Annotated in this window: 24 protein-coding genes and 1 pseudogene; 17 read left to right on the top strand and 8 right to left on the bottom strand. The window is 70.2% G+C overall.

Going from position 1 to position 26,802, the window contains the following annotated elements:
• Nucleotides 1-81 precede the first annotated feature (81 nt).
• The 6 genes from dprA to DFR74_RS03600 all read left to right on the top strand — a co-directional run bounded on the left by dprA (nucleotide 82) and on the right by DFR74_RS03600 (nucleotide 6,202).
• A complete protein-coding gene (gene dprA, locus DFR74_RS03625) occupies nucleotides 82-1,290 on the top strand; it encodes a DNA-processing protein DprA (protein WP_067514145.1) in 1,209 nt (402 codons plus the stop codon).
• Between the two features lie 381 nt (nucleotides 1,291-1,671).
• Complete coding sequence (locus DFR74_RS03620) at nucleotides 1,672-2,595, top strand: tyrosine recombinase XerC (RefSeq protein WP_195126129.1); 924 nt, start codon at nucleotides 1,672-1,674, stop codon at nucleotides 2,593-2,595.
• 569 nt (nucleotides 2,596-3,164) lie between these two features.
• Nucleotides 3,165-3,530: a YidH family protein gene (locus DFR74_RS03615; RefSeq protein WP_067514122.1), complete on the top strand. Its 366-nt coding sequence runs from the start codon at nucleotides 3,165-3,167 to the stop codon at nucleotides 3,528-3,530.
• Entirely contained in the window at nucleotides 3,527-3,841 is a 315-nt protein-coding gene (locus DFR74_RS03610; protein ID WP_113974931.1) for a DUF202 domain-containing protein, read from the top strand. Before DFR74_RS03615 ends, DFR74_RS03610 begins: the two co-directional genes overlap by 4 nt.
• A 49-nt stretch (nucleotides 3,842-3,890) precedes the next feature.
• Nucleotides 3,891-5,792, top strand: coding sequence for an alkyl/aryl-sulfatase (locus DFR74_RS03605; RefSeq protein ID WP_067513820.1), 1,902 nt, complete (start codon nucleotides 3,891-3,893; stop codon nucleotides 5,790-5,792).
• A gap of 53 nt (nucleotides 5,793-5,845) precedes the next feature.
• Nucleotides 5,846-6,202 carry a GatB/YqeY domain-containing protein gene (locus tag DFR74_RS03600; protein WP_067513821.1) on the top strand — a complete coding sequence of 119 codons (357 nt, stop codon included), beginning with the start codon at nucleotides 5,846-5,848 and terminating at the stop codon, nucleotides 6,200-6,202.
• Between the two features lie 6 nt (nucleotides 6,203-6,208).
• Here the strand turns inward: DFR74_RS03600 and DFR74_RS03595 are convergent, their stop codons facing one another.
• Entirely contained in the window at nucleotides 6,209-7,198 is a 990-nt protein-coding gene (locus tag DFR74_RS03595) for a LysR family transcriptional regulator (protein ID WP_067513822.1), read from the bottom strand.
• Between the two features lie 163 nt (nucleotides 7,199-7,361).
• Between DFR74_RS03595 and dnaE the strand changes: the two genes are divergently transcribed.
• Nucleotides 7,362-10,892, top strand: coding sequence for a DNA polymerase III subunit alpha (gene dnaE / locus DFR74_RS03590; RefSeq protein ID WP_067513823.1), 3,531 nt, complete (start codon nucleotides 7,362-7,364; stop codon nucleotides 10,890-10,892).
• A 109-nt stretch (nucleotides 10,893-11,001) separates the two neighbouring features.
• Here dnaE and DFR74_RS03585 read toward each other — a convergent pair whose 3' ends face one another.
• The 5 genes and pseudogenes from DFR74_RS03585 to DFR74_RS03565 form a co-directional block, all read right to left on the bottom strand.
• The gene (locus tag DFR74_RS03585; protein WP_067513824.1) at nucleotides 11,002-11,442 is read right to left on the bottom strand and encodes an alkaline phosphatase family protein; all 441 of its coding nucleotides are present in this window, start codon (nucleotides 11,440-11,442) and stop codon (nucleotides 11,002-11,004) included.
• A 236-nt stretch (nucleotides 11,443-11,678) separates the two neighbouring features.
• A pseudogene (locus tag DFR74_RS37905) lies at nucleotides 11,679-11,792 on the bottom strand (alkaline phosphatase family protein); the annotation flags it as partial.
• Nucleotides 11,793-12,155: 363 nt separating this feature from the next.
• Complete coding sequence (locus DFR74_RS03575) at nucleotides 12,156-12,884, bottom strand: GAF and ANTAR domain-containing protein (protein WP_067513844.1); 729 nt, start codon at nucleotides 12,882-12,884, stop codon at nucleotides 12,156-12,158.
• A 685-nt stretch (nucleotides 12,885-13,569) separates the two neighbouring features.
• The gene (locus DFR74_RS03570) at nucleotides 13,570-14,088 is read right to left on the bottom strand and encodes a DUF1990 family protein (protein WP_067513826.1); all 519 of its coding nucleotides are present in this window, start codon (nucleotides 14,086-14,088) and stop codon (nucleotides 13,570-13,572) included.
• Between the two features lie 499 nt (nucleotides 14,089-14,587).
• Nucleotides 14,588-15,067: a M23 family metallopeptidase gene (locus tag DFR74_RS03565; RefSeq protein ID WP_232331908.1), complete on the bottom strand. Its 480-nt coding sequence runs from the start codon at nucleotides 15,065-15,067 to the stop codon at nucleotides 14,588-14,590.
• A 1,241-nt stretch (nucleotides 15,068-16,308) separates the two neighbouring features.
• On the opposite strand from DFR74_RS03565, the gene rpsB reads away from it, so the two are divergent.
• The 8 genes from rpsB to rlmN all read left to right on the top strand — a co-directional run bounded on the left by rpsB (nucleotide 16,309) and on the right by rlmN (nucleotide 22,846).
• Nucleotides 16,309-17,124: a 30S ribosomal protein S2 gene (gene rpsB / locus DFR74_RS03560; RefSeq protein ID WP_067513828.1), complete on the top strand. Its 816-nt coding sequence runs from the start codon at nucleotides 16,309-16,311 to the stop codon at nucleotides 17,122-17,124.
• A 99-nt stretch (nucleotides 17,125-17,223) separates the two neighbouring features.
• Entirely contained in the window at nucleotides 17,224-18,048 is an 825-nt protein-coding gene (gene tsf, locus DFR74_RS03555; RefSeq protein ID WP_067513829.1) for a translation elongation factor Ts, read from the top strand.
• A 123-nt stretch (nucleotides 18,049-18,171) separates the two neighbouring features.
• Nucleotides 18,172-18,762 (top strand): hypothetical protein, encoded by a 591-nt coding sequence (locus DFR74_RS03550; protein WP_084538148.1) that lies wholly within the window; start codon nucleotides 18,172-18,174, stop codon nucleotides 18,760-18,762.
• 123 nt (nucleotides 18,763-18,885) lie between these two features.
• Nucleotides 18,886-19,614: a UMP kinase gene (gene pyrH / locus DFR74_RS03545; protein WP_067513831.1), complete on the top strand. Its 729-nt coding sequence runs from the start codon at nucleotides 18,886-18,888 to the stop codon at nucleotides 19,612-19,614.
• 51 nt (nucleotides 19,615-19,665) lie between these two features.
• The gene (gene frr, locus DFR74_RS03540; RefSeq protein ID WP_067513845.1) at nucleotides 19,666-20,223 is read left to right on the top strand and encodes a ribosome recycling factor; all 558 of its coding nucleotides are present in this window, start codon (nucleotides 19,666-19,668) and stop codon (nucleotides 20,221-20,223) included.
• 117 nt (nucleotides 20,224-20,340) lie between these two features.
• Nucleotides 20,341-21,243, top strand: coding sequence for a phosphatidate cytidylyltransferase (locus DFR74_RS03535; protein ID WP_411719591.1), 903 nt, complete (start codon nucleotides 20,341-20,343; stop codon nucleotides 21,241-21,243).
• Between the two features lie 70 nt (nucleotides 21,244-21,313).
• Nucleotides 21,314-21,664 carry a LapA family protein gene (locus DFR74_RS03530; RefSeq protein WP_084538151.1) on the top strand — a complete coding sequence of 117 codons (351 nt, stop codon included), beginning with the start codon at nucleotides 21,314-21,316 and terminating at the stop codon, nucleotides 21,662-21,664.
• Nucleotides 21,665-21,736: 72 nt separating this feature from the next.
• Nucleotides 21,737-22,846: a dual-specificity RNA methyltransferase RlmN gene (gene rlmN / locus DFR74_RS03525; RefSeq protein ID WP_067513833.1), complete on the top strand. Its 1,110-nt coding sequence runs from the start codon at nucleotides 21,737-21,739 to the stop codon at nucleotides 22,844-22,846.
• 249 nt (nucleotides 22,847-23,095) lie between these two features.
• Here the strand turns inward: rlmN and DFR74_RS03520 are convergent, their stop codons facing one another.
• Nucleotides 23,096-23,743 carry a hypothetical protein gene (locus tag DFR74_RS03520; RefSeq protein WP_324192295.1) on the bottom strand — a complete coding sequence of 216 codons (648 nt, stop codon included), beginning with the start codon at nucleotides 23,741-23,743 and terminating at the stop codon, nucleotides 23,096-23,098.
• A 72-nt stretch (nucleotides 23,744-23,815) separates the two neighbouring features.
• Here DFR74_RS03520 and DFR74_RS37750 point away from each other — a divergent pair, with 72 nt between their 5' ends.
• The gene (locus tag DFR74_RS37750; protein ID WP_325050969.1) at nucleotides 23,816-24,238 is read left to right on the top strand and encodes a hypothetical protein; all 423 of its coding nucleotides are present in this window, start codon (nucleotides 23,816-23,818) and stop codon (nucleotides 24,236-24,238) included.
• A 6-nt stretch (nucleotides 24,239-24,244) separates the two neighbouring features.
• Here DFR74_RS37750 and DFR74_RS03515 read toward each other — a convergent pair whose 3' ends face one another.
• Nucleotides 24,245-25,615 carry an MFS transporter gene (locus tag DFR74_RS03515; protein WP_067513834.1) on the bottom strand — a complete coding sequence of 457 codons (1,371 nt, stop codon included), beginning with the start codon at nucleotides 25,613-25,615 and terminating at the stop codon, nucleotides 24,245-24,247.
• A 330-nt stretch (nucleotides 25,616-25,945) separates the two neighbouring features.
• Here DFR74_RS03515 and DFR74_RS03510 point away from each other — a divergent pair, with 330 nt between their 5' ends.
• Nucleotides 25,946-26,668: a hypothetical protein gene (locus tag DFR74_RS03510; RefSeq protein WP_067513835.1), complete on the top strand. Its 723-nt coding sequence runs from the start codon at nucleotides 25,946-25,948 to the stop codon at nucleotides 26,666-26,668.
• The last annotated feature ends 134 nt before the right edge of the window (nucleotides 26,669-26,802 follow it).

Raw genomic sequence — 26,802 nt, 5'->3', positions numbered from 1 at the left:
GCTGTCGCGGAGTGCGTGGTGACGGAAGATCGCGGGGAAGCCTCGGCGGTGTCGGGCGCGGGCGGGCGGCGTGACGCCGAGATCGGGGCGACCGTCGAAGCGGTCCCGCCCGGTACGGGGTCCACGGCCGGTGCCGTCGAGGAGCGGCGGCTGGCGTGGGTGTACCTCTCGCGTGTGGTGGAGGGGCCGTGTGCGCCGCTGTCGGCGTTGATCGAATCGGTCGGCGTGGTGGAGGCGGCCCGCGCGGTGCGGGAGCGCGAGCTGCCTGGATCGCTGCGCGGACCCACGCGGCAGCGGCGCGGGATCGATTCGGCGGCAGCGGATCTCGAAACCATGGCGCGGATCGGTGGCCGGGTGGTCACCCCCGACGACCCGGAGTGGCCCGCATGGCGCCTGCTCGGGCTGGGCCAGCTCGACACGGGTCGGGACGCGGAAGGCGCGGTGCCGCTGGTGCTCTGGGTGCGCGGGCCGCGGTCGCTGCTGGAATCCAGTGAGCGCGCGCTGGCCGTGGTCGGCGCGCGGTGCAGTACCGGGTACGGCGATCGCGTAGCCGCCGAGATCGCCGGCGACTTGGCGGCACAAGGGTGGACCATCGTCTCCGGCGCGGCGTTCGGCATCGACGCGATGGCGCACCGCGCGGCGCTGGCCGTGGGCGGTCCCACCATCGCGGTGCTGGCCTGCGGCGTCGACCGGCCCTACCCGGCCCAGCACGACCGCCTGCTGAGCGCGATCGCCGACACCGGCCTGGTGGTCAGCGAATACCCACCCGGCGTACCCGCCCGCAAGCATCATTTCCTGGCCAGGAATCGCCTCATCGCGGCCCTCGCCGACGGCGTGCTCGTCGTGGAAGCCGGGCTGCGCAGCGGTGCGCGCAACACCGTGAAATGGGCGCGCCGCCTGGGCCGCCCGGCCTTGGCGATCCCCGGGCCCGTCACCTCGCTGTCGTCCACCGGCTGTCACCGCATGATCCGCGACGGCGAAGCACACCTGGTCACCTCGGCCGAAGACGTGATCGACGAAGCGGGCCCGCTGCACCTGGCGCTGCCGGGTGTCGCGCCCGCGGCCCCGGACATCCCGGCCGGCCTCGCGGGCGATCAAGCCACCGTCTACGCGGCCCTGCCCGCCGTCGGCTCCCGCCTCCCCAACGAACTCCTCCGCACCACCGGCCTGCCCCTCCACACCATCCGCGCCGCGCTGGTCGCGATGGAACTCGCGGGCTTGGTCGGCCTGGACGAAACGGGCTGGCACCGAACCGAGCCCAGCCGAAGCGTGCGCGGGAGGACCGGCTGATGAACGTTCTGACCGTCTTCGGCGCGACGTTGTGGCGCGCGCTCGCGCAGGCATGCTCGGTGGCGGGTGCGGCGCCCGCAACCGTGGCGCGAGACCGGTGGTCGTTCGCGCGCAACGGCTGGCGTCCGCCGGTTCACGATGCTCCCGGCATCCAGACCGGTCTTCACGACGAGCGCAGCTGTGCGGACTTGCGGGATCGACCGCGGGTGGACGCGCGCCGCGAGTCCGAAAGCGGTGACCGATGTGCACCGGGAGCGGATCGCTGTGCCGATCGCGCGGCCGTACGAGCCGGTGGACGCGATCTTCGCGGCTTCCGACCGTGGTGGCGGAGGTTCGGCGCGTGGGCTTGCCAAGCGGTGCGGTGGACGCGACGGTGGTGGGGTGGAGTCACTGCCGGAGGATCTGGAAGCGCTGCTGACCGAGTACGGACGGCATCTGCGGCTGGGGCGGAACCGGTCGGAGCACACGGTGCGCGCCTACCTGGGGGACGCGCGGTCGCTGATGGCGCACCTGTACACGCGGTCGGCGGATTCGTCGGTGCGGGAACTGGATCTGGGCCTGCTGCGGTCCTGGCTGGCGGAGCTGGCGGCCAAGGGCGCGGCCCGCACCACGATGGCGCGGCGAGCGTCCTCGGCGCGGACGTTCACGGCGTGGCTGACCGACACCGGACGGCTGAGCGCCGACCCGGGTCTGCGGCTGGGCGCGCCGAAGGCGCACCGCACGCTGCCCGCCGTCCTCGGCAGGCAACAGGCGATCGAGGCCATGGACGCGGCGGAATCCGGTGCGGCCCAGCACGATCCGATGGCGTTGCGGGACCGGCTCATCGTGGAGCTGTTGTACGCGACGGGCATCCGGGTGGGCGAGCTGTGCGGGCTGGACATCGACGACGTGGACCGGGAACGCCGGCTGATCCGGGTGCTGGGCAAGGGCAACAAGGAGCGCTCGGTCCCGTTCGGCGGCCCCGCCGATCAGGCGATGGGGGAGTGGCTGCACCACGGCCGCCCGGCGCTGGCGACGGCGCACTCGGGCCGCGCCCTGCTCCTCGGCCGCCGCGGCAAGCGCCTCGACCAGCGGCAGGCGAGAACCGTGGTACACGAGGTCGTCTCGGCGATCCCGGGGGCGCCGAGCATCGCCCCGCACGGCCTGCGCCACAGCGCCGCGACGCACCTGCTGGAGGGCGGGGCGGATCTGCGCGTCGTGCAGGAACTCCTCGGCCACGCCAGCATGGCGACGACCCAGCTCTACACCCACGTGTCGATCGAACGACTCAAGAAGGTGCACGACCAGGCCCACCCGCGCGCCTGAACGAAGGCGGGGCGCCGACTCCTACGGTGCCCGAACGCGATCGGGCGGACCAGAACCGGGCGACCCCGGTATCCGATGGGCGGAGGACTCCGGCGCAGTCCGGCAGCACGGGCGTCGGCCGCGAGCGGATCATCGAACCGGGCCGTGAGATCGACGGCCTGCACCACCAGACGCTCACTCGCACCCCGCGCCACCTCGAGCGCGACGGCGTGGTGGCACGCACCGCGGATCCGGTGGTGCCCTCGCCCGCTGACCACAGAGGGTTCCTCGGGACGGCGTCGGCGGTCCTGAAACGTGGGCGGGTCACGCGCGCCCGCATGCCGATGCGCAGTTCACCGGCCCGCAAGCGGCGTGAAAACCGGTGGTCACCGGCATGGTGGACGCGTCGGCGAGGCTCGTGGACGGCCGTCCGGTCTGCCGTTAGTCTGGCGTTGCGGTCGGTTTGCCCGCGGCCCGGAACGGACCAGAGACGGAGTGATTCCCGTGCATCCTGGCGACGGTGTGGTCACCACGGAGGTGGCCCGCGCATGGTTGGGCGAGCCGGCGTTCGAATTCCCCGTGGGTGCGCGATGACGTTGCCCGACGTGGGTTCGGAATCGGAGGACGGCGAGGACGTCATCGACTACCGCTTCACCCTCGCCAACGAACGCACGTTCCTCGCGTGGATGCGCACCTCGCTCGGCTTGTTGGCCGGTGGCGTCGCCGTGCACACCCTGGTGCAGAGCTTCGAGCTCGCGGGGCTGCGCCGCGCGCTGGCCGTGAGCTGCGTCGTGCTCGCGGTGATCGTGGCCGTCGGCGCGTACTTCAACTGGCGGCGGGTCGGACGGGCCATGCGGCGCGGTGATCCGCTGCCGGAAACCCTGCTGGTGCCGATACTTTCGGCGGGCGTCGGGGTCGTCGCCGTCCTCGCGGGCGTGGCGGTGCTGCTGCGATGAGCATCCGCGATTCCACTCTGGTCCCGGAGCGCACCGCGCTCGCCTGGCGGCGCACCGCGCTCGGCGCGGTGGTCGTGGCCGCGCTGTTCGTCGCCTACGCGCTCACCAGCGGGTGGCGCGGCGCCGCGCTCGCCCCGATCGCCGCCGCGCTCACGCTGGTCGCCGTCGCCGTCGCCGGCATGGTGCGCAGCCACCGCCTGCGCACCGGGCACCGCGACCGGGCGAACCGCGTCGTCGCCGCGACGACGGTGGCCGTGCTGTTCGCCGGCGGTGTCGCGACCTATGTGGGGGCGGTGCAACCACCGGGCTGAGCGGATCGGGGGCTGTGGACGGGTAACGGCACGGATCGAGGAGGACACGATGGGTGAGGTGACCCGGCCGAGCGACGCGATCGTCGCCCGGCAGCGGCGCGCGGCGGAGGAACTGCCCTTCACCGACGAGACCGACCGCGCCGACGCCGACCGCGGGTTCGTCGCGGCGCTGGAACCGGGCGCGGTCACCTCCGAGGACGGTTCGGTGGTGTGGGACAACGACTCCTACGCGTTCCTGCGTGAACCCTGCCCCGATTCGGTGCACCCGAGCCTGTGGCGGCAGTCCGGCCTCGCGGCGAAGCAGGGCCTGTTCGAGGTGACGGCGGGGATCTATCAGATCCGGGGACTGGACCTGTCGAACATGACGCTGGTCGAAGGGGAGCGGGGCGTGATCGTCATCGACCCGCTGGTGTCCCTGGAGACGGCCGCGGCCGGGCTCCGGCTGTATCGCGCGCATCGCGGTGACCGGCCGGTCACCGGGCTGGTCTACACCCATTCGCACGTCGATCACTTCGGCGGCGCGTTGGCCGTCGCCGCGCCGGAGGACGCCACGTCGGGCCGGATTCCGGTGATCGCGCCCGTCGGCTTCCTCGAACACGCCGTGTCGGAGAACGTCTTCGCGGGCCCGGCCATGGCGCGCCGCGCCGCCTACATGTACGGGGCGGTGTTGCCGCGCGGTCCGCTGGGACAGGTGGGTGCCGGTCTCGGCCAGACCAATTCGCTCGGCTCGGTCACTCTCATCGCACCGACCGTCGACATCACCGAGACCGGGCAGGAGCTCACCGTCGACGGTGTGCGGATGATCTTCCAGCTCACCCCGGGCACCGAGGCGCCCGCGGAGATGAACTTCTACTTCCCCGACCACCGGGCGCTGTGCACCGCCGAGAACGCCACCCACACCCTGCACAACCTACTGACCTTGCGCGGCGCGCAGGTGCGCGACCCGCACGCGTGGGCGGCCTACCTCACCGAGACGATCACCCTGTTCGGCCACCGCTCCGACGTGGTGTTCGCCTCGCACCACTGGCCGGTGTGGGGTACCGACCGGCTGGTGGAATACCTCGGCCTGCAACGGGATCTGTACGGGTACCTGCACGACCAGACGGTGCGCCTGCTGAACCAGGGCTACGTCGGGGCCGAGATCGCCGAACAGCTCGCGCTGCCGCCCGCGCTGGAGCGGGCGTGGCACGCGCGCGGGTACTACGGCTCGGTGAACCACAACGTCAAAGCGATCTACCAGCGCTATCTGGGCTGGTTCGACGGCAACCCGGCGCACCTGTGGCCGCACCCGCCGGTCGAATCCGCCCGCCGTCACGTGGAATTCATGGGCGGCGCCGAGGAGGTGCTGCGCAAGGCGCGCAAGTCGTACGCGGACGGCGATTTCCGGTGGGTCGCGCAGGTCGTCGACTACGTGGTGTTCGCCGATCCGCACAACGACGAGGCCAAGGATCTGCTCGCCGCCACCTACGAACAACTCGGCTACGGCGCGGAGAACGCCACCTGGCGCAACTTCTACCTCAGCGGCGCCTACGAATTGCGGTACGGATCGTTCGGCACGCCCACGAGCACCGACGCGCCGTCGGTGCTGGCCGCGCTCACGGTCGAGCAGATCTTCGACGCGCTGGCGCTGCGCGTGGACGGCCCGAAGGCGTGGGAAGCCCGGGTGGTGACCGACTGGCGCTTCACCGACGAGGAGCGCGTCCACCGGGTGGAACTGCGCAACGGCAGGCTCAGCCACTACGACAAGCCCGCCGAGGTGCCGCTGCCCGCTCCCGACACCGAGTTCACGCTCACCCGTCCCACGCTGATCCGCGTGCTGCTCGCGGGGGAGGACTTCGGCGTCGCCGTCGCCGCGGGCGACATCGTGATCGACGGCGACCCCACCACGCTCGCCGCGCTGGTGAGCATGCTCGACGAACCCGACCCGGATTTCGCGATCGTCACGCCCTGACCACCCTTCCGGGCGGGCTCGTCCCGCCGCCCGGCGCACGATCGGAGGAATCCATGTCCACCTACCGCACCCTGCCCTTACGGGACCGGCTTCGCGCCGCGCTGCCCGCGGCGATCAAAGCGCGCGACGGAGCGGCCATCTCGGCGCTGCGCTCGGCGCTGGGCGCAATCGACAACGCCGGCGCCGTCGACCTCGGTGACCGGCGCGCCGGCGCCCTCGAGGGCAGCCCCGTCGGCGTGGGCAGCGCGGAGGTCGCGCGGCGCACCCTCAGCGAATCCGACATCGAAGCCGTCGTCCGCGCCGAGATCGCCGAACGCCGTTCCGCCGCCACCGAATACGACGCTAGCGGCAGCGCCGACCGGGCCGGGCGCCTGCGTGCCGAGGCCGACGCCCTCGAATCCCACCTCTGAGCGCGGTCAGGTCCCCACGCCGAACAGCGCGCGATCGGCGTCGGGGACCCAGCACTCGGCCGCCTCGTCGCGGTTGTAGTGCTCCGCGAAGTGCGCCACGAGATGCGCCAGCCCGGGGTGCCCGTTGGTGCTGTCCCACAGCAGCGCGTGCGGGTACGCGGGGGTCGGATCCACGATCGGCACCCGCCGCAAGTGCGGATGCCAGGGATTATGGAACCCGTCGCCGCTGAACGTCGCGAGGTGATCGGAGGTCGCGATCAGATCCACGAGCGCCGTGATGGGCGCGGGCCCGCGGCTGGTGTCGACGGCGGTGAACCGCTCCGCTCGCGCGGCCGTGTCGATCGTGATGCCGCCGGCCTCCGCCAGGCGCTCGTAGAAGTCGCGCCATTCCGACGGCACCGACGCGCCGGGCACCCACACCGGGTGGTCCCGCAGATCGTCCAGCGCGACAGCTGATTTCCCCGCGAGCGGATGCTCGCGGCCGACCAGCAGGTGCAGCGGCTCCACATACGCCGCCACCGCGTGGATACGCCGCGGAAGTGGCCGCGGACCGCCGTGCGCGCGGGCGAACGCCGCGTCGGCGCGCCCGCTGAGCAGCGCCTCCCGCGAGGTGTTGAACGCGTTGGACAGCACGATCTCGGTGTCGGTCTCGGGATGCCGGTCGAGGTAGTACCGCACCGAGCGCATCGTGGCCTGCCGCTCGCCCAGCATCGCCACCCGCAGCGGGCGCGGGTCGGCGCGCACGGCGGCGACCGCGTCGTCGGCGAGCGCCAGCAGCGACCGCGCGTGCGGGAGCAGCCGCGCGCCGGCCCTGGTGGGCACGATCCCGGCGGGTACCCGGTCGAAGAGCGGCACACCCAGGTCGGTCTCGAGTTTCGCGATCCGCTTCGACACCGCCTGCTGGCTGATGCCGAGCACGGCGGCGGCGAGGCTGAACTGTCGCTCCTCCGCCGCGGCGGTGAACGCGCGGAGCGCGCCGAGGTCGAGTTCGGTCATCGGCCCTCGAAGTACAACGTTTGGTTGTTCATGAGTGCGTGTCCCTTGTTCGACGGGCGGCGTTCTTGCTGGTCGGATTGACCTCGTTTCCAGCGTGAATATCCGCTGGAACACCTGAATTCCGTTCCGTTCTCGCGCGAGACAGGCCGCACAGGGGAGATCTATGACCGGCGCATCCTTCGTCCATCTGCACAACCATACCGAGTACTCGATGCTCGACGGCATGGCCAAGGTCGACGCGCTGTTCACCGAGGCCGAACGGCTCGGCATGCCCGCCGTGGGCATGACCGACCACGGCAACATGTACGGCGCGGCGGAGTTCTATCGGCGGTCACGGCAGTCGGCCGTCACGCCGATCATCGGGATCGAGGCGTACATCGCGCCGGAATCCCGGTTCTCGACCGAGCGCGTGCGCTGGGGCGATCCGTCGCAGAAGTCCGACGACGTCTCCGGATCGGGCGCGTACCTGCACATGACGATGCTCGCCGTGAACGCGACCGGACTGCGGAATCTGTTCCGGCTCTCCTCGCTCGCGTCGTTCGAAGGGCAGCTGGGCAAGTGGCCGCGCATGGACGCCGAGTTGATCGCCGAGCACGCGGCGGGCATCGTCGCGACGACCGGGTGCCCGTCGGGCGAGGTGCAGACCCGGTTGCGGCTCGGCCAGTTCGACGCGGCCTATGAGGCCGCCGGACGCTGGCGCGACATCTTCGGGCTGGAGAACTTCTTCCTCGAACTGATGGATCACGGTCTCGGCATCGAACGCCGGGTGCGGGAGGACCTGCTCGCGGTGGGCGCGAAAGTCGGTCTGACGCCGTTGGTGACCAACGACTGTCACTATGTGCGGCGCGAGCAGGCTCCTGCCCACGAGGCGATGTTGTGCGTGCAGACCGGCAAGACCCTCTCCGATCCCACCCGCTTCCGATTCGACGGCGACGGCTACTACCTGAAGTCGGCGGCCGAGATGCGCGCCCTGTGGGACGACGAGGTGCCCGGCGGTTGTGATGCCACCCTGGCCTTGGCCGAACGCGTCGAGTCGTACGACGACGTGTGGGCGGCGCGCGACCGGATGCCGGTCTTCCCCGTGCCCGAGGGACACACCCAGGACAGCTGGTTGCGCCGCGAGGTCGACGCCGGCCTGCGCAGGCGCCTCCCGGGCGGCGTCCCGCAGACCTATCGTGACCGCGCGGACTTCGAGCTGGACATCATCCGCGACAAGGGATTTCCCGCCTACTTCCTCGTGGTCGGCGACCTGGTCGCGCACGCGCGACGGGTGGGCATCCGGGTCGGCCCCGGGCGCGGGTCGGCGGCCGGATCGCTGGTCGCCTACGCGCTCTCGATCACCAATATCGACCCGATCGAGCACGGACTGCTGTTCGAGCGGTTCCTGAACCCGGAGCGCCCGTCCGCACCGGATATCGACATCGACTTCGACGACCGCCGCCGCGGCGAGATGATCCGCTACGCCACCGAGCGCTGGGGCGCGGAGAAGGTCGCGCAGGTGATCACCTTCGGCACCATCAAGACCAAGGCGGCGATCAAGGACGCCGCGCGTGTGCATTTCGGTCAGCCCGGTTTCGCGGTGGCCGACCGCGTCACCAAGGCGCTCCCGCCCGCCGTCGCGGCCAAAGACATTCCGGTGGCGGGCATCACCGATTCGTCGCACGAGCGCTACGGCGAGGCCGCCGCTGTGCGCGCACTCATCGACACCGATCCGGATGTGCGGCGCATCCACGACACGGCCGTCGGACTGGAAGGGCTGGTGCGCGGCGCGGGCGTGCACGCGTGCGCGGTGATCCTGTCCAGCGAGCCGCTGCTGGACGTGGTGCCGCTGTGGAAGCGGCCGCAGGACGGCGCGGTCATCACCGGTTGGGACTATCCGTCGTGCGAGGCCATCGGATTGCTCAAGATGGACTTCCTCGGGTTGCGCACGCTCACCGTGATCGGTGACTGCCTCGACAACATCCGCGCGAACCGGGGGATCGAGCTCGACATCGAAGCGGTCGCGCTCGACGACGCGCCGACCTACGCGATGCTCGCGCGCGGCGACAATCTCGGTGTCTTCCAGATGGATTCGGCCGGTATGCGGGAGCTGCTGCTGCGCATGGCGCCGACGGAGTTCAACGATCTCGTCGCCTCGAACGCGCTCTACCGGCCCGGTCCGATGGGCGTCGGCGCGCACTGGTCGTATGCCGACCGCAAGAACGGCCGCGAAGCTGTCACACCGATCCATCCCGAACTCGACGATCCGCTGCGCGAGATCCTGTCGGAGACCTACGCGCTGATCGTCTACCAGGAACAGATCATGCAGATCGCGCAGCGCGTGGCCGGGTACTCGCTCGGCCAGGCCGACCTGCTGCGCCGCGCGATGGGCAAGAAGAAGCCCGAGGTGCTCGCCATGGAGTTCGAGAACTTCCGAAAAGGCATGCGGGACAACGGCTACAGCGACGCTGCCGTGACGGCGCTGTGGGAGGCGGTGCTGCCGTTCGCGGGCTACGCCTACAACAAATCGCACGCGGCGGGATACAGCCTGGTCATGTACTGGACCGCCTACCTCAAGGCGAACTACCCCGCCGAGTTCATGGCGGCGCTGCTCACCTCGGTCGGCGACGACAAGGACAAGTCCGCCGTGTACCTGGCCGACTGCCGCAAGCGCGGAATCCGGGTGCTGCCACCGGATGTGAACGAGTCGGCCGCGACATTCTCCTGCGCCGGCGAGGCGATCCGGTTCGGGCTCGGCGCGGTCCGCAACGTCGGCGAACCGGTGGTCGAGGCGATCGTGCGGGCCCGCGCACGGGGCCCCTTTCGCGGTTTCTCCCACTTCCTCGCCGAGGTCGATGCGGCGGCTTGCACCAAGAAGGTCGTCGAATCCCTGGTCAAGGCGGGGGCTTTCGATTCACTGGGGCATCCGCGCGGTGGGCTGTCCGAGATCCTCGGCGAGGCCGTGGACGCGGCGATGAGCACGAAGAAGGCCGCCGCCCGGGGCCAGTTCGACCTGTTCTCCGCGGGCGTGACCGAGCCGGATGTCGTATCGGCCTTCGACATTCCGGTGCCGGAGCGCGAATGGGAGCGGGACCGGTTGTTGAGTTTCGAGCGGGAGATGCTGGGACTGTACGTGTCCGCGCACCCGCTCGACGACGTCGCGCCCGTGCTGGCGGCGCGCTGTGACGCGTCGCTGGCCGACATCGGGGACAAGCGGCTGCCGCACGGATGGAAGGGCACGGTGGGCGGGATCGTCGCGGCGATCGACCGCCGGGTGACGAAGAAGGGCGAGCCGTGGGCGATCGTCCGGCTGGAAGACCTGGATGCCGGGGCCGAAATACTGTTCTTTCCCACGGCTTTCGCCGCCCTGGGCACGATGCTGGTCGAAGACGCGGTGGTGCTGGTCTCGGTGCGGGTGAGTGTGCGAGAGGACCGGTGGTCGCTGCTCGGCGAACACGTCACGGTGCCCGACCTCGCCGGGACCGGTGGCCCGCTCGTGGTGACCGTGCCCGTCGCCGCGTGCACGCCGGCGACCGTGCGCGGCCTGCGCGAGACCCTGGAACGGCACGCCGGAACCTGCGAGGTCCGGATCCAGTTCGTGGGCCGGAAGGGGCCACAGCTGCTGGGACTCGACCCCCGATTCCGCGTGACACCCTCACCCGCCCTGATGGGGGAACTGAAGGCATTGTTCGGCCCGTCGTGCTTGGCCCGGTGAGCAACCGACTCCGGCGTGGTAGGCGGCCGCCCACGAGTCCGATTCTCCGGGGAGACAGGCCTCGCGGGCGGGAGCGAACAGGCTCGCGGGAGCTAACGGTGGCGCGTGCTCACCGCCGGGTCCGGGCGAACGACTTGCCGTCCAGCGCCGAGTCGGCCGGAACGCCCAGTAGATCGAGGGCCGTCGGCGTGAGGTCGATCAGCGAATCCGCCGTTGCCGCACCGGCCGTGAACGCCGAGCCGCGGGCGATCACGATATTCGCCGTCTCCTCGGGTGTCTGGCCACCGTGCCCGTCGGTCGGCGTGTGGCCGTGGTCGGTGGTGACGATGATCTGCCAGGTCTCCCCGGGGTGCGCCGCCGCGCGGGCGTCGACGGCGGACACGATCTTGCCGACTTCCCGGTCCACGCTGCGCAGCGAGTCGAGGAACTGCGTCGACGCGCTGCCGTGGGCGTGGCCGACGGCGTCCACCTGATCGAGATGGGTGAACAGGAAGTCCGGTCCCTCGTCGCGGATGGCCGCGGCGTTGGTGTCGCCGGTGATCGCGTCCACGGCGGCGCCGGTCGGATCCCCGGCTGCGACGGGCTGACGACGTTGGCGTCAGCGGGGGTGCCGCTGCCCGCGATGATCGCGATATTGGGCCAGGTCGCGACCGACCGGGTCCGCAGCTCCGGATTCGTCTGCTCCAGGCGCGTGAACACCGTCGGCCAGGCCTCGAACGGCGTGGCGTCGAAGTTGTTGTTCTTGATGCCGTGCTTGGTGTCCCACACGCCGGTCAGCACTGACGACCACGAGGGGCCGGAGATGGTGGTGTGCGGGGCGATGGAGGACTGTCCGACCGTGCCCTCGCTCGCCAGCTTCAGCAGATTCGGCGCCTTCGCCTCGACGATCTTGTCGTACATGGCGCCGTCGATGCCGATGACCACCACCTTGACCGAGTCGTCTCCCGTGCCGGGCGATCCCGACGATCCGGTACCCGGCTGGGCGGCGGCGCCTCCCGCCCCGGTCATCAGCGCGGCGGCGACCGCCACCATCACCTTGGTCTTCGTCCTGGCCTTGCCTGCCATGATCGACTTAATAGTCTAGACCATTTCAGGCTGACGGTTTTCTGGTCTAGACCATCGCGGAGGATTTCACCGACTGTTCGGCCGTGTGAACGCGGGGCGGCGGCGACTTGATCAATCGTCGGATCGGCGTGAATTCGCTTGGATCAGAGGAGGTTTGGCCCGGGGTCCGGAGCGTGCCGAGCTGATCGTGTTCGTTCGTCAGCGTCCTCGTGGAGTGGGCGGGGTGAGGATGGCCGTGGGGTGCACGGTGCCCGCGAGCAGAGCGCCGGCCAGGTCGGAGAGGCGCTGGCCGGTGCGGACCGCGTGGCTGCGCAGGCGTGCGAAGGCTTCCTCGGTGTCGACGCCGCCGTGTTCGGCGAGAACGCCTTTCGCGCGTTCGACCACCACGCGGTCGTGCAAGGCCACGGGCAGCCGGGTGCGGACCGGTTCGACGCGGGGTCGCAAGATGTGCTGGGCGATGCCGAGTGTGGCGACATCGGCGAGGATGCGCGCGGTGCGCCGGCCCGCGCGATCCAGTGCGCCCGGGATGGTGCCGAAGACGGTGAGCGCGCCGAGATCGTCGGAGTCGATGCGCAGCGGCATGGCGTACACCGAGCGGTAGCCCTGTTCGCTTGCGCGCGAAGCGAACTCGGGCCACACCAGCGCGGCTGTCGTGAGATCGTCGGCCACGGCGGGACTTCCGGTGCGGTAAGCCTGCCCGGGCGGTCCGTCGCTGGACTCCACCAGCGCCCGTGCCGGTTCGTCCGTCACCGCCAGGACCAGCAACGCGTCGCGGTGGTCGGCGAGGAACAGGCCCGCGGCCGCGCCGCCGGTGAGGTGGGCACACGCGTCGACGAGCTGCTGCGACCAGTCGATGATGTCGAAATCCCCGGTGAGCGCGCCGACGCAACCGACGAGCACGTCCAACAGCGGTGTGGGCGCTCCCATCCGGGTCTCCTGGTGGTCGATCGCGAGGAATCGAGCGGAACCGTCGAGCGAGATCTCGCTCCATGGTCGCACCCGCGCCCGCCGCTGTCGACCGAAGTTGTAGCGTCAAGTAAGTTCACTGCGCCCCGGTGCCAAGACGCGCGGCGGGCGTTCCGTGCCGACCCCTGGCGTCCCGGCCCCGCGGCATTCGCCACCAGCCGCGCGGGCCTGCATCCCTGGCTGGTGCATGCGCACCGGCCGGTCAGCCGATGGGGTGAGGGGTTCCGGCTTGAATCGGGCGGTGGCCTGCGCGTCGGCAGGCGGCCCCGAATCGATGGGGTGAGGTTGAGCGCGACTCCGGCGCGAGCACAGGGCGCCTGGCTGGCGTGGGCTGAGACGTTTCAGGTCCGCGTTAGCAGACGTCTCGCTGGGACAGCCGTCGCGGGCCGAGGACCCGCCCTGCGCGGCCGACCGCCAGACCGACCGCCAGACCGAGGGCCCGACCGTCGGGCCGTGGGGCTGACCGTCGGGCCGTGGGGCTGACCGTCGGGCCGTGGGGCTGACCGTCGGGCTGTGGGGTCGACTGTCGGGCTGTGGGGTCGACTGTCGGGCTGTGGGGTCGACTGTCGGGCTGTGGGGTCGACTGTCGGGCTGTGGGGTCGACTGTCAGGCCGAGGGTCCGACTGCCGGACCGAGGGCCCGACCGTCAGGTCGAGGTGGGGAGGGTGGCGATGTAGCGGCCGGCGATGAAGCGCTGGATGGCGCGCACGACCGGGCCGCCCAGGCGGGTGTACCAGGCGGCAGGGCGGGAGAAGGCGGTGACGAGCCCGTAGACGGAGTCGTCGGCGGGGTCGTACTCGACGGCGAACAGTTCCTCGCCGGACTCGGGGTGGCCGGGGAGGGTGCCGTAGGCGAACCCGCGGCGGTTCTCCTCCTCGAGCACGTACACCACCCGGCACGGGGCGACGATCGCCACCGGCCCCACACCGAGGCGCACCGTGAGCCCGGTCCCGGGCTCCGCCACCGGGGTGTCGGCCTTGTCGAAGATGTTGGTGCCCTTCTGCATTCGGTACGTGAGGATCTCCGCGCCCGCCCGCTCGAAGAGCTCCCGGCCGTGCCCGATGCGCCGCCGCAGGCGGAACCGGTGGTAGCCGGCCGGTGCGGTGCCCGCCGTCGCCCCGACCTCGGAATAGGTGAAGGACGGCTCACTCGTCGCGTGCTCCATCCTCCGATCATCATCCGAAACGCCGCCCGCGCCTAGCGGATCACGCCCATCTGTGTGGCTCGGTACCTCCGAGGGTCGCTTCCACCTACCTCCGAGGGTCCTTCCACCACCTCGTCACAGCGCGAACGTTGATCGGCGCGGGTCACGTTGATCGCCCGAGAGGAAGTCGCCCATTCGGTGACTCGCGCCTGTCGCGCCGCCTTACCGATCCGCTGCCCGCACCAGCACCCGCCGCGTACCCCGACACCGCCCGCGGGCAGAAGATCCCGCCTCCGCCGATGCCCATCCCCGTGGCTGTGTGGCGGTGCGCAGGCTCACCAACCAGGATCGCGCAGCGCGTGGAACGCCGTTCGGCGTGGGCGCGGGCGGGCAGGGCATACGTCCGCGAGGACGGTCGAGGGTTCGCCCGCCAGTCAGTATCCCCGAAGTTCACTTCCGCCCGGAGCCCCGGACCGAGCCTTCGATGGTTTCGGCGCCCTTCGATCGACCAGGCGGACCCTCATTGCGCCTCCACCGGATACAGCCGCAGCGGTGCAAGGCGAAGTAATCCGAGCGGGTCCAGATACTCCGGCCGCCCTCGTCTTCCGGCCTCGCGGCGCAGACCCCAGTGCAGGCAGGCCGACGCCGCGCAGCCTGGATGCCCCTCCTCGAGCGTCCCGATCCGGGTGCCCCGGGCGACCCGCCGCCCCACCGGAACCTCGGCCCGCACCGGCTCGTACGTCGTGCGCAGGCCGCCGGGATGGTCGATCGACACCACCTCTTTGCCCGCGACTGTTCCCGCGAACACGACGATCCCACTTCCCGCCGCGTACACCGATTGCCCTGGCGCACCGGCGAGATCCACGCCCCGATGCCCCGGCAACCACGGTTGGTCGGGTGGATCGAACCGCCGCTCCACCGCGGGCCGGGGCCGCAGCGGCCACCCGAACTCACCACTCGGCGCAGCCACCGCGCTCACCGGCTCGGCGAGCATCACCATCGCGACTGTGCCGAGCAGGATCATCGCCCTCAGCCACACCGTTTGCCCGCCGCACCATTGACGCACGGCGCGCACATTTCCTGTCGGCGTCGCGCTGCGCGGCCTGCCCCGCCGCCGCGGAGGTTTCTTCCTGCTCGTAGGGCATGTGCGCGCCGACCTGCATATGCCGCCGACCTGCCAATGAGGATTCGGCCGTGTGCCCCGAGGGGTGCCGATCCGCGGTTCGGATCTGTTGTTCAGGTCGTCGTCATTCGTCCAGCGCCGGAGCACGTCCCCGTAGATCCGGAGCGCATCACCGTCAATACGGGGAGGGACCGCACGCGCAGGTGCCGCAGGTCCTGACGGCTGCCGCTCGTCAGCCAGGCCGGCCGCGCTGACCGTCCGGGCCGCCCGGCCGTCGTGAGTGCGGCCCTCGCCGACGAGAATCCGTGGGCACGCGAAGCCCGGCGGCTCCGGCCTGCTCGTTCGCCTCTGCGGTCGGCGAGATCGCGATGTGGACTCCGACCTGCCGGTGCGCATCGACCACCCGTCGAGCTGCCGCTGATCGCCACACCGCCGCGACCACGGGTTCACCGCCGGACAACGCAACGGACTCCGTGCGTGGCCAGATACCCGCACAACTCCGACGACCCGGTGATCGGCACCGCGCCCCACGGAAGAGGAATCCGGAACTGAACCGCAGGGCGCGGCAAGGGCGCACGCTGCACGAACGGCAGTTCGCGCGCCACCCCCGGTGGGCACCCCGAGCCCGCGCACGGCGGTGGACCGGCGGAGACGGGCCGCGCCGAGACCACCGCGAACAACAGCAGCAACGGCAACATCATCGTGCAGGAGATCGAGAGTCGGTACATGCCTCCACAGTCGGCCGCCGAAGGCCTTCGCGGAAGCGCCGATGTGCGGAATGGGGACAACCCCGGCACCTGTGGAAACCTGGTATTTCTCCTGGTCGGGCGCACACGCCCGGGGCGATTTCGGTGCGGGCGGTCCGTGGTCGTAGACTTGTCGAGCGGTCTGTGCCAGGCATGGACCGACTTCGCGCGCCACCGTGCTCGATCGTCTCGGCGCTGTCGTAACCCAGAGCTCCTTTCTTCGGACCCTCTGTTCGCGGCGGCATCGGTACGGAACGAGGAATCGCCGGCTGGTCCCGATCGGCAACGAGCGGGCCCGACGATTCGGCGGCGCCAGGGCGGTGGATCGCCGATCCGCCGCGTCAACCGGCAACGAAAGAGAGTGCGAGAGCCATGGCTGTCGTAACTATGAAGCAGCTGCTCGACAGCGGCGCCCACTTCGGACACCAGACCCGGCGCTGGAACCCGAAGATGAAGCGGTTCATCTTCACCGACCGCAATGGCATCTACATCATCGACCTGCAGCAGACGCTGACCTACATCGACAAGGCGTACGAGTTCGTCAAGGAGACGGTCGCCCACGGTGGCACCGTCCTGTTCGTCGGCACCAAGAAGCAGGCCCAGGAGTCCATCGCGGCCGAGGCCACCCGCGTCGGCATGCCCTACGTGAACCAGCGCTGGCTGGGCGGCATGCTCACCAACTTCTCCACCGTGCACAAGCGCCTGCAGCGCCTCAAGGAGCTTGAGGCCATGGAGCAGACCGGTGGTTTCGAGGGTCGCACCAAGAAGGAAATCCTCATGCTCACGCGTGAGATGAACAAGCTGGAGCGCACCCTCGGCGGTATCCGCGACATGCAGAAGGTGCCCTCGGCCATCTGGGTCGTCGACACCAACAAGGAGCACATCGCCGTCGGCGAGGCGCGCAAGCTGAACATCCCGGTCATCGCGATCCTGGACACCAACTGCGACCCCGACCTGGTCGATTACCCGATCCCGGGCAACGACGACGCGATCCGCTCCGCCGCCCTGCTGACCAAGGTCGTCGCCTCCGCGGTGGCCGAGGGCGTGCAGGCGCGCGCCGGCCTGTCCTCCGGTGACGACAAGCCGGAGTCGGGCGCGGGCGAGCCGCTCGCCGAGTGGGAGCAGGAACTGCTGGCGCAGGCCGCCCCGGGCGCCGACGGCGCCGCCGAGGCCCCGGCCGAGGCCTGAGCCCGCGCGTAACCCGCTGTTGCGGTGGTGATCACGAAGGCGTGCCAGCGTGATCACCACCGACCGGTATTCGACTTTGACTAAGGAGGCTCGCCCCCGATGGCGAACTACACCGCCGCCGATGTGAAGCGGCTCCGGGAGCTCACCGGCTCCGGGATGATGGACTGCAAGAAGGCCCTCGAAGAGACCGACGGTGACTTCGACAAGGCCGTGGAGGTCCTGCGCATCAAGGGTGCCAAGGACGTGGGCAAGCGCGCCGAGCGCGCCACCGCCGAGGGTCTGGTCGCCGCGCAGGACGGCGTGCTGATCGAGATCAACTCCGAGACCGACTTCGTCGCCAAGAACGACGAGTTCCAGGGTCTGGCCGCCCAGATCGTGGCCGCGGCCGCCAAGTCCCGCCCGGCCGACCTGGATGCGCTCAAGGCCGTCGACCTCGGTGGCAAGACCGCCGATCAGGCCGTGCAGGAGCTGGCCGCCAAGATCGGCGAGAAGCTCGAGCTGCGCCGCGCGGTGTCCTTCGAGGGCCCGGTCGCGACCTACCTGCACAAGCGTTCCTCGGACCTGCCGCCCGCCGTCGGCGTGCTGGTGGAGTACCAGGGCGAGGGCGAGGCCGCCGCCGAGGTCGCGCGTGCCGCCGCCATGCAGGTCGCCGCGCTCAAGGCCAAGTACGTGACCCGCGACGAGGTCCCGGCCGACGTGGTGGAGAACGAGCGCCGCATCGCCGAGCAGACCGCGCGCGAGGAGGGCAAGCCCGAGGCCGCTCTGCCCAAGATCACCGAGGGTCGCGTCAACGGCTTCTTCAAGGACGTCGTCCTGCTGGAGCAGCCGTCGGTCACCGACAACAAGAAGACCGTGAAGCAGCTGCTGGACGAGGCCGGTGTCACCGTGACCCGTTTCGCCCGCTTCGAGGTCGGCCAGGCCTGATCGCCTGACGCTCACGCACGAATGCCTCCCGCGCCCACCGCGCGGGAGGCATTCTGCTGTCGGCACGGCTGCCCCGGGGACTCCGGGCTACACCGCGCCCGTGCGCTCTCGTACGCTGCCTGCGTGCTTCCTCACCCCGCCCCGGTCGTGCTCGACGTCGCCCGCCAGAGCAAGGCCAAATCGGCGGCGGGCATCGCCGTGGCCGGTGCGTTCGGCGCGTTCGCCGTGCTGAGCGCGCTCACCGACCGGCTGCCGGGCGGTGTCGTCACGAAGGTGCTCGGGTTGCTCTTCGGCGGTTTCCTGCTGCTGATCGCGCTCGGCGGCGCGCTGGCGTGGCGGCTGATCACCAGACCGCGCAGGCTGGTCATCGGGCCGGAGGGGCTGAGCTGGGACGATCCGGCCGGGCGCTCCTGGACCGTGGGGTGGGGCGAACTGTCGGCGGTCGCGGTGTCGCGGACCGTGAATCGCCGTCCGACAATGCTGCCGCCCACGGCGATGGTGCGGCTGGACCTGTTCCCGGCCGGTCCCGGATTCCGCGACCGGCACCCGGAAATGGAGCACCTGTGGGAGTTCCACCGCGTGCGCGGCGGATACCGGCTACCGTTCGGACAGGAGGCCGGGTTCGTCCCGGTGCTCGACGACGGGTTGCGCCGGTTCGGGGGCGCGCGCTACCGGGGAGTACAGGACGAGGGTTTCACCGTCGGGTTGTTCTGAGCGTTGCCGGGGGTCCGCATCGCGCGCGACAGGCGATGAGGCAGGATGGGAACGCTTCGGATATTCCCGATTCTCTCGATATCGAACACCAGTGACGCCGACTACCGAAGGAGAAGAGCGCCGATGACCGACCCGGGGACCGATCGCCCAGGATATGGCCGGGTGCTCCTCAAGCTGGGCGGCGAGATGTTCGGCGGCGGCACGGTCGGACTCGACCCGGACGTGGTGCAGACGGTCGCCGAGCAGATCGCCGAGGTCGTCGCGACCGGTGTGCAGGTGGCGGTCGTCATCGGCGGCGGCAACTTCTTCCGCGGCGCCGAACTCGAGGAGCGCGGCATGGAACGCGCCCGCTCGGACTACATGGGCATGCTCGGCACCGTGATGAACAGCCTTGCGCTGCAGGACTTCCTGCAGAAGCAGGGCGTGGACACCCGCGTGCAGACCGCCATCACCATGGGCCAGGTCGCCGAGCCGTACCTGCCGCTGCGCGCCAAGCGCCACCTGGAGAAGGGCCGCGTCGTGATCTTCGGCGCGGGCATGGGCATGCCGTACTTCTCCACCGACACCACCGCCGCGCAGCGCGCGCTGGAGATCGGCGCCGAGGTGGTGCTGATGGCCAAGGCGGTGGACGGTGTCTTCAGCGCCGACCCGCGCGTCGACGCGAACGCCACCCTGTACACCGAGATCACCCACAAGGAGGTCATCGAGCGTGACCTCAAGGTCGCGGACGCGACCGCCTTCAGTCTCTGTATGGACAACCAGATGCCCATCCTGGTGTTCAATTTGTTGACGAAGGGCAATATCGCCCGTGCGGTAGCCGGTGAGAAGATCGGCACATTGGTTCGGTCCTGACGCCGCAATCCCGCGGATCATGCCGATGACGACGCTGTGGAGGAAACGGTCGTGATTGAAGAAGCGCTCTTCGACGCCGAGGAGAAGATGGAGAAAGCCGTCTCGGTGGCGAAGGACGATCTCGGGTCCATCCGGACCGGTCGCGCGAACCCGGGCATGTTCTCCCGGGTCGTCGTCGACTACTACGGATCGCCGACCCCGATCACCCAGATGTCCAGCATCACGGTGCCCGAGCCGCGCATGGTGGTGATCAAGCCGTACGAGGCCGGGCAGCTGGGCGCGATCGAAACCGCGATCCGCAACTCCGATCTCGGCGTCAACCCCACCAATAACGGTGACATCCTGCGCATCAGCATCCCGCAGCTCACCGAGGAACGCCGCCGCGAGCTGGTCAAGCAGGCGAAGTCCAAGGGGGAGGACGCCAAGGTCTCGATCCGCAACGTGCGGCGCAAGGCGATGGACGAACTGGGGCGCATCCAGAAGGATGGCGAGGCGGGTGAGGACGAGGTCGGGCGCGCCGAGAAGGAGCTCGACAAGACCACCGCCAAATACGTGAGCCAGATCGACGAACTGGTCAAGCACAAGGAATCGGAACTGCTCGAGGTCTGACGCAGGACCGTCAGGGGCCCGCCCGGGCGCGGGGGACGAACGGAACGACGAGTGAGCGACGGGACAATCGTGGCCGACAATGCCGCCGCCACCGGTGCGGCCGAGGAGCCGACGCCGGTGGACGGCGCCGACGCGACAGCCGGGCACACCGGCGACGCCGCGGACGGGAGGCAGGTGGACGCCGCCCCCACCCCGGCGCCCGCCTCGCGCGCGGGGCGCAACCTACCCGCCGCGCTCGCCGTCGGATTCGGTCTCGGTCTCTCGCTCATCGCGATCCTGCTCTTCGCGCCGCTGGTGTTCATCCCGGTGGCGGCCACGGGTGTGGGTGTGGCGACCTGGGAGGTGGCCAAGCGCCTGCGCGAGGCCGACGTGCTGGTGCCGCGCATCCCGCTCATGGTGGGCGGCCAGGCGGTGTTCTGGCTCGGCTGGCCGTGGGGCGCCAGCGGTGTGGCGGGGGCGTTCGCCGCGACGGCGCTGGTGTGCATGGTGTGGCGGCTGTTCGACCACGGATTGCAGACCGCCCCGCGGAACTTCTTGCGCGACACCGCGATCGCGGTCTTCACGCTGGCCTGGATTCCGCTGCTGGCCTCGTTCGCGACGCTGCTGCTGCTCGAACCCGACGGCAACCTGCGGGTCCTGACGTTCATGATCCTGGTGGTGTGCTCCGACGTCGGCGGCTACGTGGCGGGCGTGCTGTTCGGCAAGCATCCGATGGTGCCCTCGATCAGCCCGAAGAAGTCCTGGGAGGGTTTCGCGGGTTCGCTGGTGTTCAGCGTGATCGGCGGTCTGCTCACGGTCACCCTGCTGCTGCAGGCCAATTCGATGATCGGCGTGGTACTCGGCGTCGGCCTGGTGCTGGTGGCCACCGTCGGCGACCTCATCGAATCGCAGATCAAGCGGGAGCTCGGCATCAAGGACATGGGCACGCTGCTGCCGGGCCACGGCGGCATCATGGATCGCCTGGATTCGATGCTGCCGTCGGCGTTCGTGTCGTGGCTGGTGTTGAGCACCCTGATCTGACGGATTTCGATCCGGCGCGACATGACGCCAAATGCGCGTGTGCGCGATAGCGATCGTCCATGATCGTGGCATGTCTGCGAACGCCGAGTACCAGCCCGACGCGGGCGGTGCCGACCTGCCGCCCGAGGCCGCGCCCAAGACCGCGCCCGAGTCCCGGCCCGCCATGACCGGGGACGCGCCCGACCTCTCCTCCCGGACCGGCTACGCCTGGGTGGGACTGGTGGTCGGCGCGCTGATCCTGGTGGTGCTGTTGATCTTCATCCTGCAGAACCTGGACACCGTCGAGGTGAGCCTGTTCTTCTGGGATTTCCACCTGCCGATCGGGGTGACGGTGCTCCTGTCGGTGATCGCCGGGGCGCTGGTGATGGCGTTGGTCGGCGGGGTGCGCATCCTGCAACTGCGGCGCGCGGCCAAGCACTGAGCGGTGTGTCCTCGCGCACTGTTGTGGGCTGGGCATTCGCCGCGCGCGGGCGGATGAGAGACTGGAACAACTATGACCGTCTCCCTCCCCCTGGTTTTCGATGCCCCGCGCCGCGGTATGCCCCCGCGGCATCTCGCCGATCTCGACGCGGACGGCAGGCGGGCGGCGGTCGAGGAGCTCGGGTTGCCGAAGTTCCGCGCCGACCAGATCGCGCGGCAGTACTACGGGCGGTTGCAGGCCGATCCCGCGCTGATGACCGACCTGCCCGCGCCCGTGCGGGACAAGGTGGGCGAGGCGCTGTTCCCGCCGCTGCTGTCGGTGGTCAAGCACGTGGCCTGCGACGACGGCAGCACGCGCAAGACGCTGTGGAAGGCCGGTGACGGCACGCTGCTCGAGAGCGTGCTCATGCGCTACGAGGACCGCAACACCCTGTGCATCTCCAGTCAGGCGGGCTGCGGGATGGCCTGCCCGTTCTGCGCGACCGGGCAGGGCGGGCTGAACCGCAACCTGTCCACCGCCGAGATCGTCGACCAGGTGCGCGCCGCCGCGGCCGCCCTGCGGGACGGCGAGGTGGCGGGCGGGCCCGGGCGGCTGTCCAATATCGTGTTCATGGGTATGGGTGAGCCGCTGGCGAACTACAAGCGGGTGGTGGCGGCAGTGCGGCGCATCACGTCGCCTGCGCCCGACGGGCTGGGGATTTCGCAGCGCAGTGTGGTGGTGTCGACGGTGGGTCTTGCGCCGGCGATCCGCAAGTTGGCCGATGAAGATCTCTCGGTCACCTTGGCCGTCTCTCTGCACACTCCCGACGATGAACTCCGCGACACCCTGGTCCCGGTCAATAACCGCTGGCCCGTGGCCGAAGTTCTCGACGCCGCACGCTATTACGCCGACAAGTCCGGCCGTCGCGTTTCGATCGAGTACGCGTTGATCCGCGATATCAACGACCAGCCCTGGCGGGCCGACATGTTGGGGGAGAAGCTGCACAAGGCGCTGGGTTCGCGCGTGCACGTCAACCTGATCCCCCTGAACCCGACCCCCGGCAGCAAGTGGGACGCGGCCCCGAAGCCGGTCGAGCGCGAGTTCGTGCGCCGCGTCAACGCGCAGGGTGTGCCGTGCACCGTTCGCGATACCCGCGGTCAGGAGATCGCGGCAGCGTGTGGGCAGTTGGCTGCCGAGAACTGAGTCCGCACTGTCGAGTGTCCCTGCGATGTGAGCTGCCGTCCGCATCCCCGCGGAGGGACTGGCCGTCGGCTCCGGGAGGCTGCTCAACGATTTCGCCGATGACAAAACGTTTGGTGCCGAGATTCGTGACGGCGTGGCGCGGTGAGCCACGCCACGCCGTCACGAGATCGGGGTCGCCGCGCCTGTCGAGCTCGAATTGACCGGGCTCGAGTGAGGGGCGTGTCTGCGCTATGGGCGTAGGGCGTGTGGTCAGGCCTTCAGGGTGAAAGTCGCGGTGCGGACGGTGTTTTCGTGTTGGAAGTCCAGGAATAGGCGGTAGGTGCCTGGGCCCGGGACGAGGGTGTGGAAGGTGATGGTGGGGCCGGGGGCGGTGGTGCCGTCGCCGGGTTCGCCGTTGGGGTGGACGTGGATGTAGGCGAGGTCGCCGGCGCGGAGGATGACGAGATGGCCGTAGGCCGCGAGGTAGGGCTGTAGGTCGGTGACGGGTTCGCCGCCCTTGCGGACGGTGAGGGTGAGCAGGTGGCCCTCGCCGGGGACCAGGTCGCCGTCGAGGGTGACCTCGTAGTCATCGATCAGGGAGGTGCGGGTCGGGGGCGGAACCGCTTGCGGGGCATAGTGACCCGCGACGGCGAGGTCGGCGCCGAGGGTGAGGGTGCGGCCGAGGGCGCGCGGGGCGATATCGGTGAACACGCGGTAGGCGCCCGCCTCGGGCAGCGTGAGGCGCACCGACCAGGTCCCGTCGGCGGCCCGCTCGGGGTGGACGTGCCAGAACCCGGTGAGTTCCCGCCGCGCGACGATCAGGTGCAGTTCGCGGTCGTGGAGCGGCGCGTATTCGGTGACCGGCGTGCCGTCGGGGCCGAGGATGCGGAATCGGAAGTCGATCTCGCCCGGCTCCACGATCGAGTTGTCCAGGGCGAGGGTGTAGCCGTCCTGGGTGATGAGCAGGCCGCCGGGGAACTCGGTGGTGGCGTGCCCGTCGTGGGCGGCGTGAGAACCGTGGTCGGCATGGCCGCTGTGCTCGGCATGGCCGCTGTGCTCGGCGTGACCGTCATGCTCGCCGTGACCGCTGTGCTCGGCGTGACCACTGTGCTCGCCATGACCGCCGTGCTCGCCATGACCGCTGTGCTCGCCATGACCGCGCTTGTCACCGTGCTCGGCATGACCACCCTGGCCGCCGTGAGCACCGTGAGCATCGTGATCGGCTTGCTCGCCGTGACCGGCAGCGTCGCTCGTATCGGCTTGCACCACTTGGCGATCAGCGCTCCCGCCCGCGGCACCGTGTCCACCGTGGTCCTGATGTCCGGTATGCGCGTTCATATCGTCCTCTTCTCCTCGTGGTCCGTCTCGGACTCTAATACCCCTAGGGGGTATATACCAGGGGTGGGTATGTGATCCGCGCTACGCGAGCATCACCGGGCTGCTGCCGGTGGTGGGCCAGTGGCGGTGGTTGCGGTCGATCACGTAGGGGTGGGTGTGCTGGTAGAACCGGTCGTCGACGCGGACCGCGTCGACGAGGATGTCCGGGTCCACGGTGCCCACCTCGTGCAGGTGGGTGATCTCGGTAGGGTCGTCGCTCGGCCAGAAACGCAGGGCGGCGGCGATTCCCGCGACGGCGAACGCGCTGAGCGTCGCCCAGGTGACGGTCAGGCCGGCGGCCGTGGTGAGCCACCCGGCGATCGGATACGTCACCAGCCAGGCCAGGTGCGAGAGCGAGAACTGCGCCGCGAACAGCGCGGGCCGGTCGCCGGGGTGCGAGGACCGGCGCAGCACCTGTCCGGTCGGCGTGAGCACCGCCGCCGTCCCCGCGCCGACCACGGCCCAGACGGCCAGCGCCGCCGTCCATCGCCACTCGCCGCCGCTCGCGAACGACAGCGCGACGGCCGCGCCGAGCCCCGCGAGCAAGGTCGCGCCACCGGCCAGCATGACCGGCCGCTCGGGCACGCGATCCAGCAGGCGCGGCAGGGTCAGCGCGACGGCCATCGTGCCGAGGCCGTTGGCCGCCAGCAATATCGCCACACCGGACTGCGTCCCGCCCAGCGTGTCGCGCACGTAGTTCACGGTGTTCACCATGATCACCGAACCCGCCGCCGCGACAACGAGATTCAGTCCGAGCAACCCGCGCAGCCGCGGTGTCGCGAGGAAGATCCGCACGCCCGCGGCGATCCGGTCGGTGAACGTGCCCGCCGCGGTCGCGGTCGAATCGGGAATCCGGGTGGTGATCACCAGCACGGCCGAGATCACGAAGCCGACGGCGGTGCCGACGAAGAGCCAGTGGAAGCTGATCACGGTCAGCGCCGCCGCGGCCAGCATGGGGCTGAGCAGGGTCTCCATGGTCGCGGCCAGCTGTGCGGCCGTCAGCGCCCTGGTGTACTCGCGCTCGTCGGGCAGGATGTCGGGGATGACGGCCTGGTAGGTCGGCGTGAACGCGGCGGACGCGGTCTGCAGCACCGCGATCAGCACGTAGATCTGCCAGATCTGGTCGATGAACGGCAGTGCGAGCACGACGCCGGCCCGGATCGCGTTGAGTCCCACCAGGAACGGCCTGCGCGGCAGCCGGTGCGCGTGCGCCGCCACCAGCGGCGCGACCGTGACGTAGACCGCCATCTTGATGGTCAGCGCGGTGCCCAGCACGGCGGCCGCGTCGGCGCCCGCGAGTTCGTAGGCGAGCAGGCCCAGCGCGACCGTGGTGAGCCCGGTGCCGAACAGCGCCGACACCTGCGCGATGAACAGTCGCAGGTAGTCGCGGTTGGCGAACAGTGACGTGAACATCGGGTCGGCCCTTTCCGATCGCGGCGCCGTGCGGTCGACGCGAACAGCAATATACCCCTATGGGGTATTCCCTGCGGGCGAACACGATCCCGGGGCGGCGCTGTGGCGCAGATCATGAGTAACGCTGAGAGATTGCCGGAATGCGGGCCTGTGCGGGTGTAGTTCGGCTATCACTCCAGGTGGATCGGTACTGGTCGCGTCCGTTTTGGGTTCTTACGAAACTTTTCGTTACTTCTCAGCAACAAACACGTGGACACTTGACCAGGGATTTCCGAACCGGGAATCCACGCCCGCACCGGGCAGCGCTCACTAGGGAAAGCACGAAGTTTGATGAAGTTCCGTACTGTCGCCGCGACCTCGGTCCTCGCCATTGCCGCGCTGGGCGTCGTCACCGGCACCGCCCACGCCGCCCCGGCCCCCGCTCCCGCCCCCGTCATCCCGTCCTTCCTGGAGGGTGTCGACCAGGGCATCGCCCAGGTGCTGCCGAGCATCGGCTGGAAGACCGCCCTCGAGGGCGACTCGGTCGTCGTCGAGACCGACGCGGGCTCGCTCACCACCGCCGACAACCAGCTCCAGGTCCGCGACGATCAGGGCAACGTGGTGGTCGGCTTCCCGCTGAGCTACACGCTGAACGATCTCGAGTACCCGATCGCCGCGAGCGTCGACGGCCTGCGCGCCGTGCTCACCCCGAACACCGACCCGGCCTCGGCGCGCCCGTCGAGCCTGCTGCGCGACGTGGTCCGCCAGGACGCCTTCGACGACGCGGTCTCGGCCGCCGCCACGCAGTTCGGCATCGTCACGGCCATCGGCACCCTCGTCGGCACCCTGGTCGGTGGCTTCGGCGGCTGCGCCATCGGCGCGGTCGGCGGCCTGGTGCTGGGTATCCCGGTGCTCGCGCTGGGTGGCGCGACCGGTATCGCCGGTTGCCTCGCCGGTGCCGCCGTCGGCATCCCGCTCGGGGCGGCCGCGGGCCTGGTGCTCACCGGTGTGCCCGCCGCGATCGCCATCGGCATCGGTTTCCACAACCGCATCAACGCGCCCGAGAACCAGTAAGGCGCTCCCGCCGGCCCGGGGTTCGCGACGCGCGGATCCCGGGCCGTCCTCTGTCCGGCCCCGCGCGATCGGAACGCGGGTAGTAGCGTCGAGGCCGATGAACCGGAGGCCCGGCGGACCACGCCGGGGAACTG

The sequence above is a fragment of the Nocardia puris genome (assembly GCF_003315035.1).
Classification (GTDB): Bacteria; Actinomycetota; Actinomycetes; order Mycobacteriales; family Mycobacteriaceae; genus Nocardia; species Nocardia puris.
This window is presented reverse-complemented; position numbering and strand designations above follow the sequence as displayed.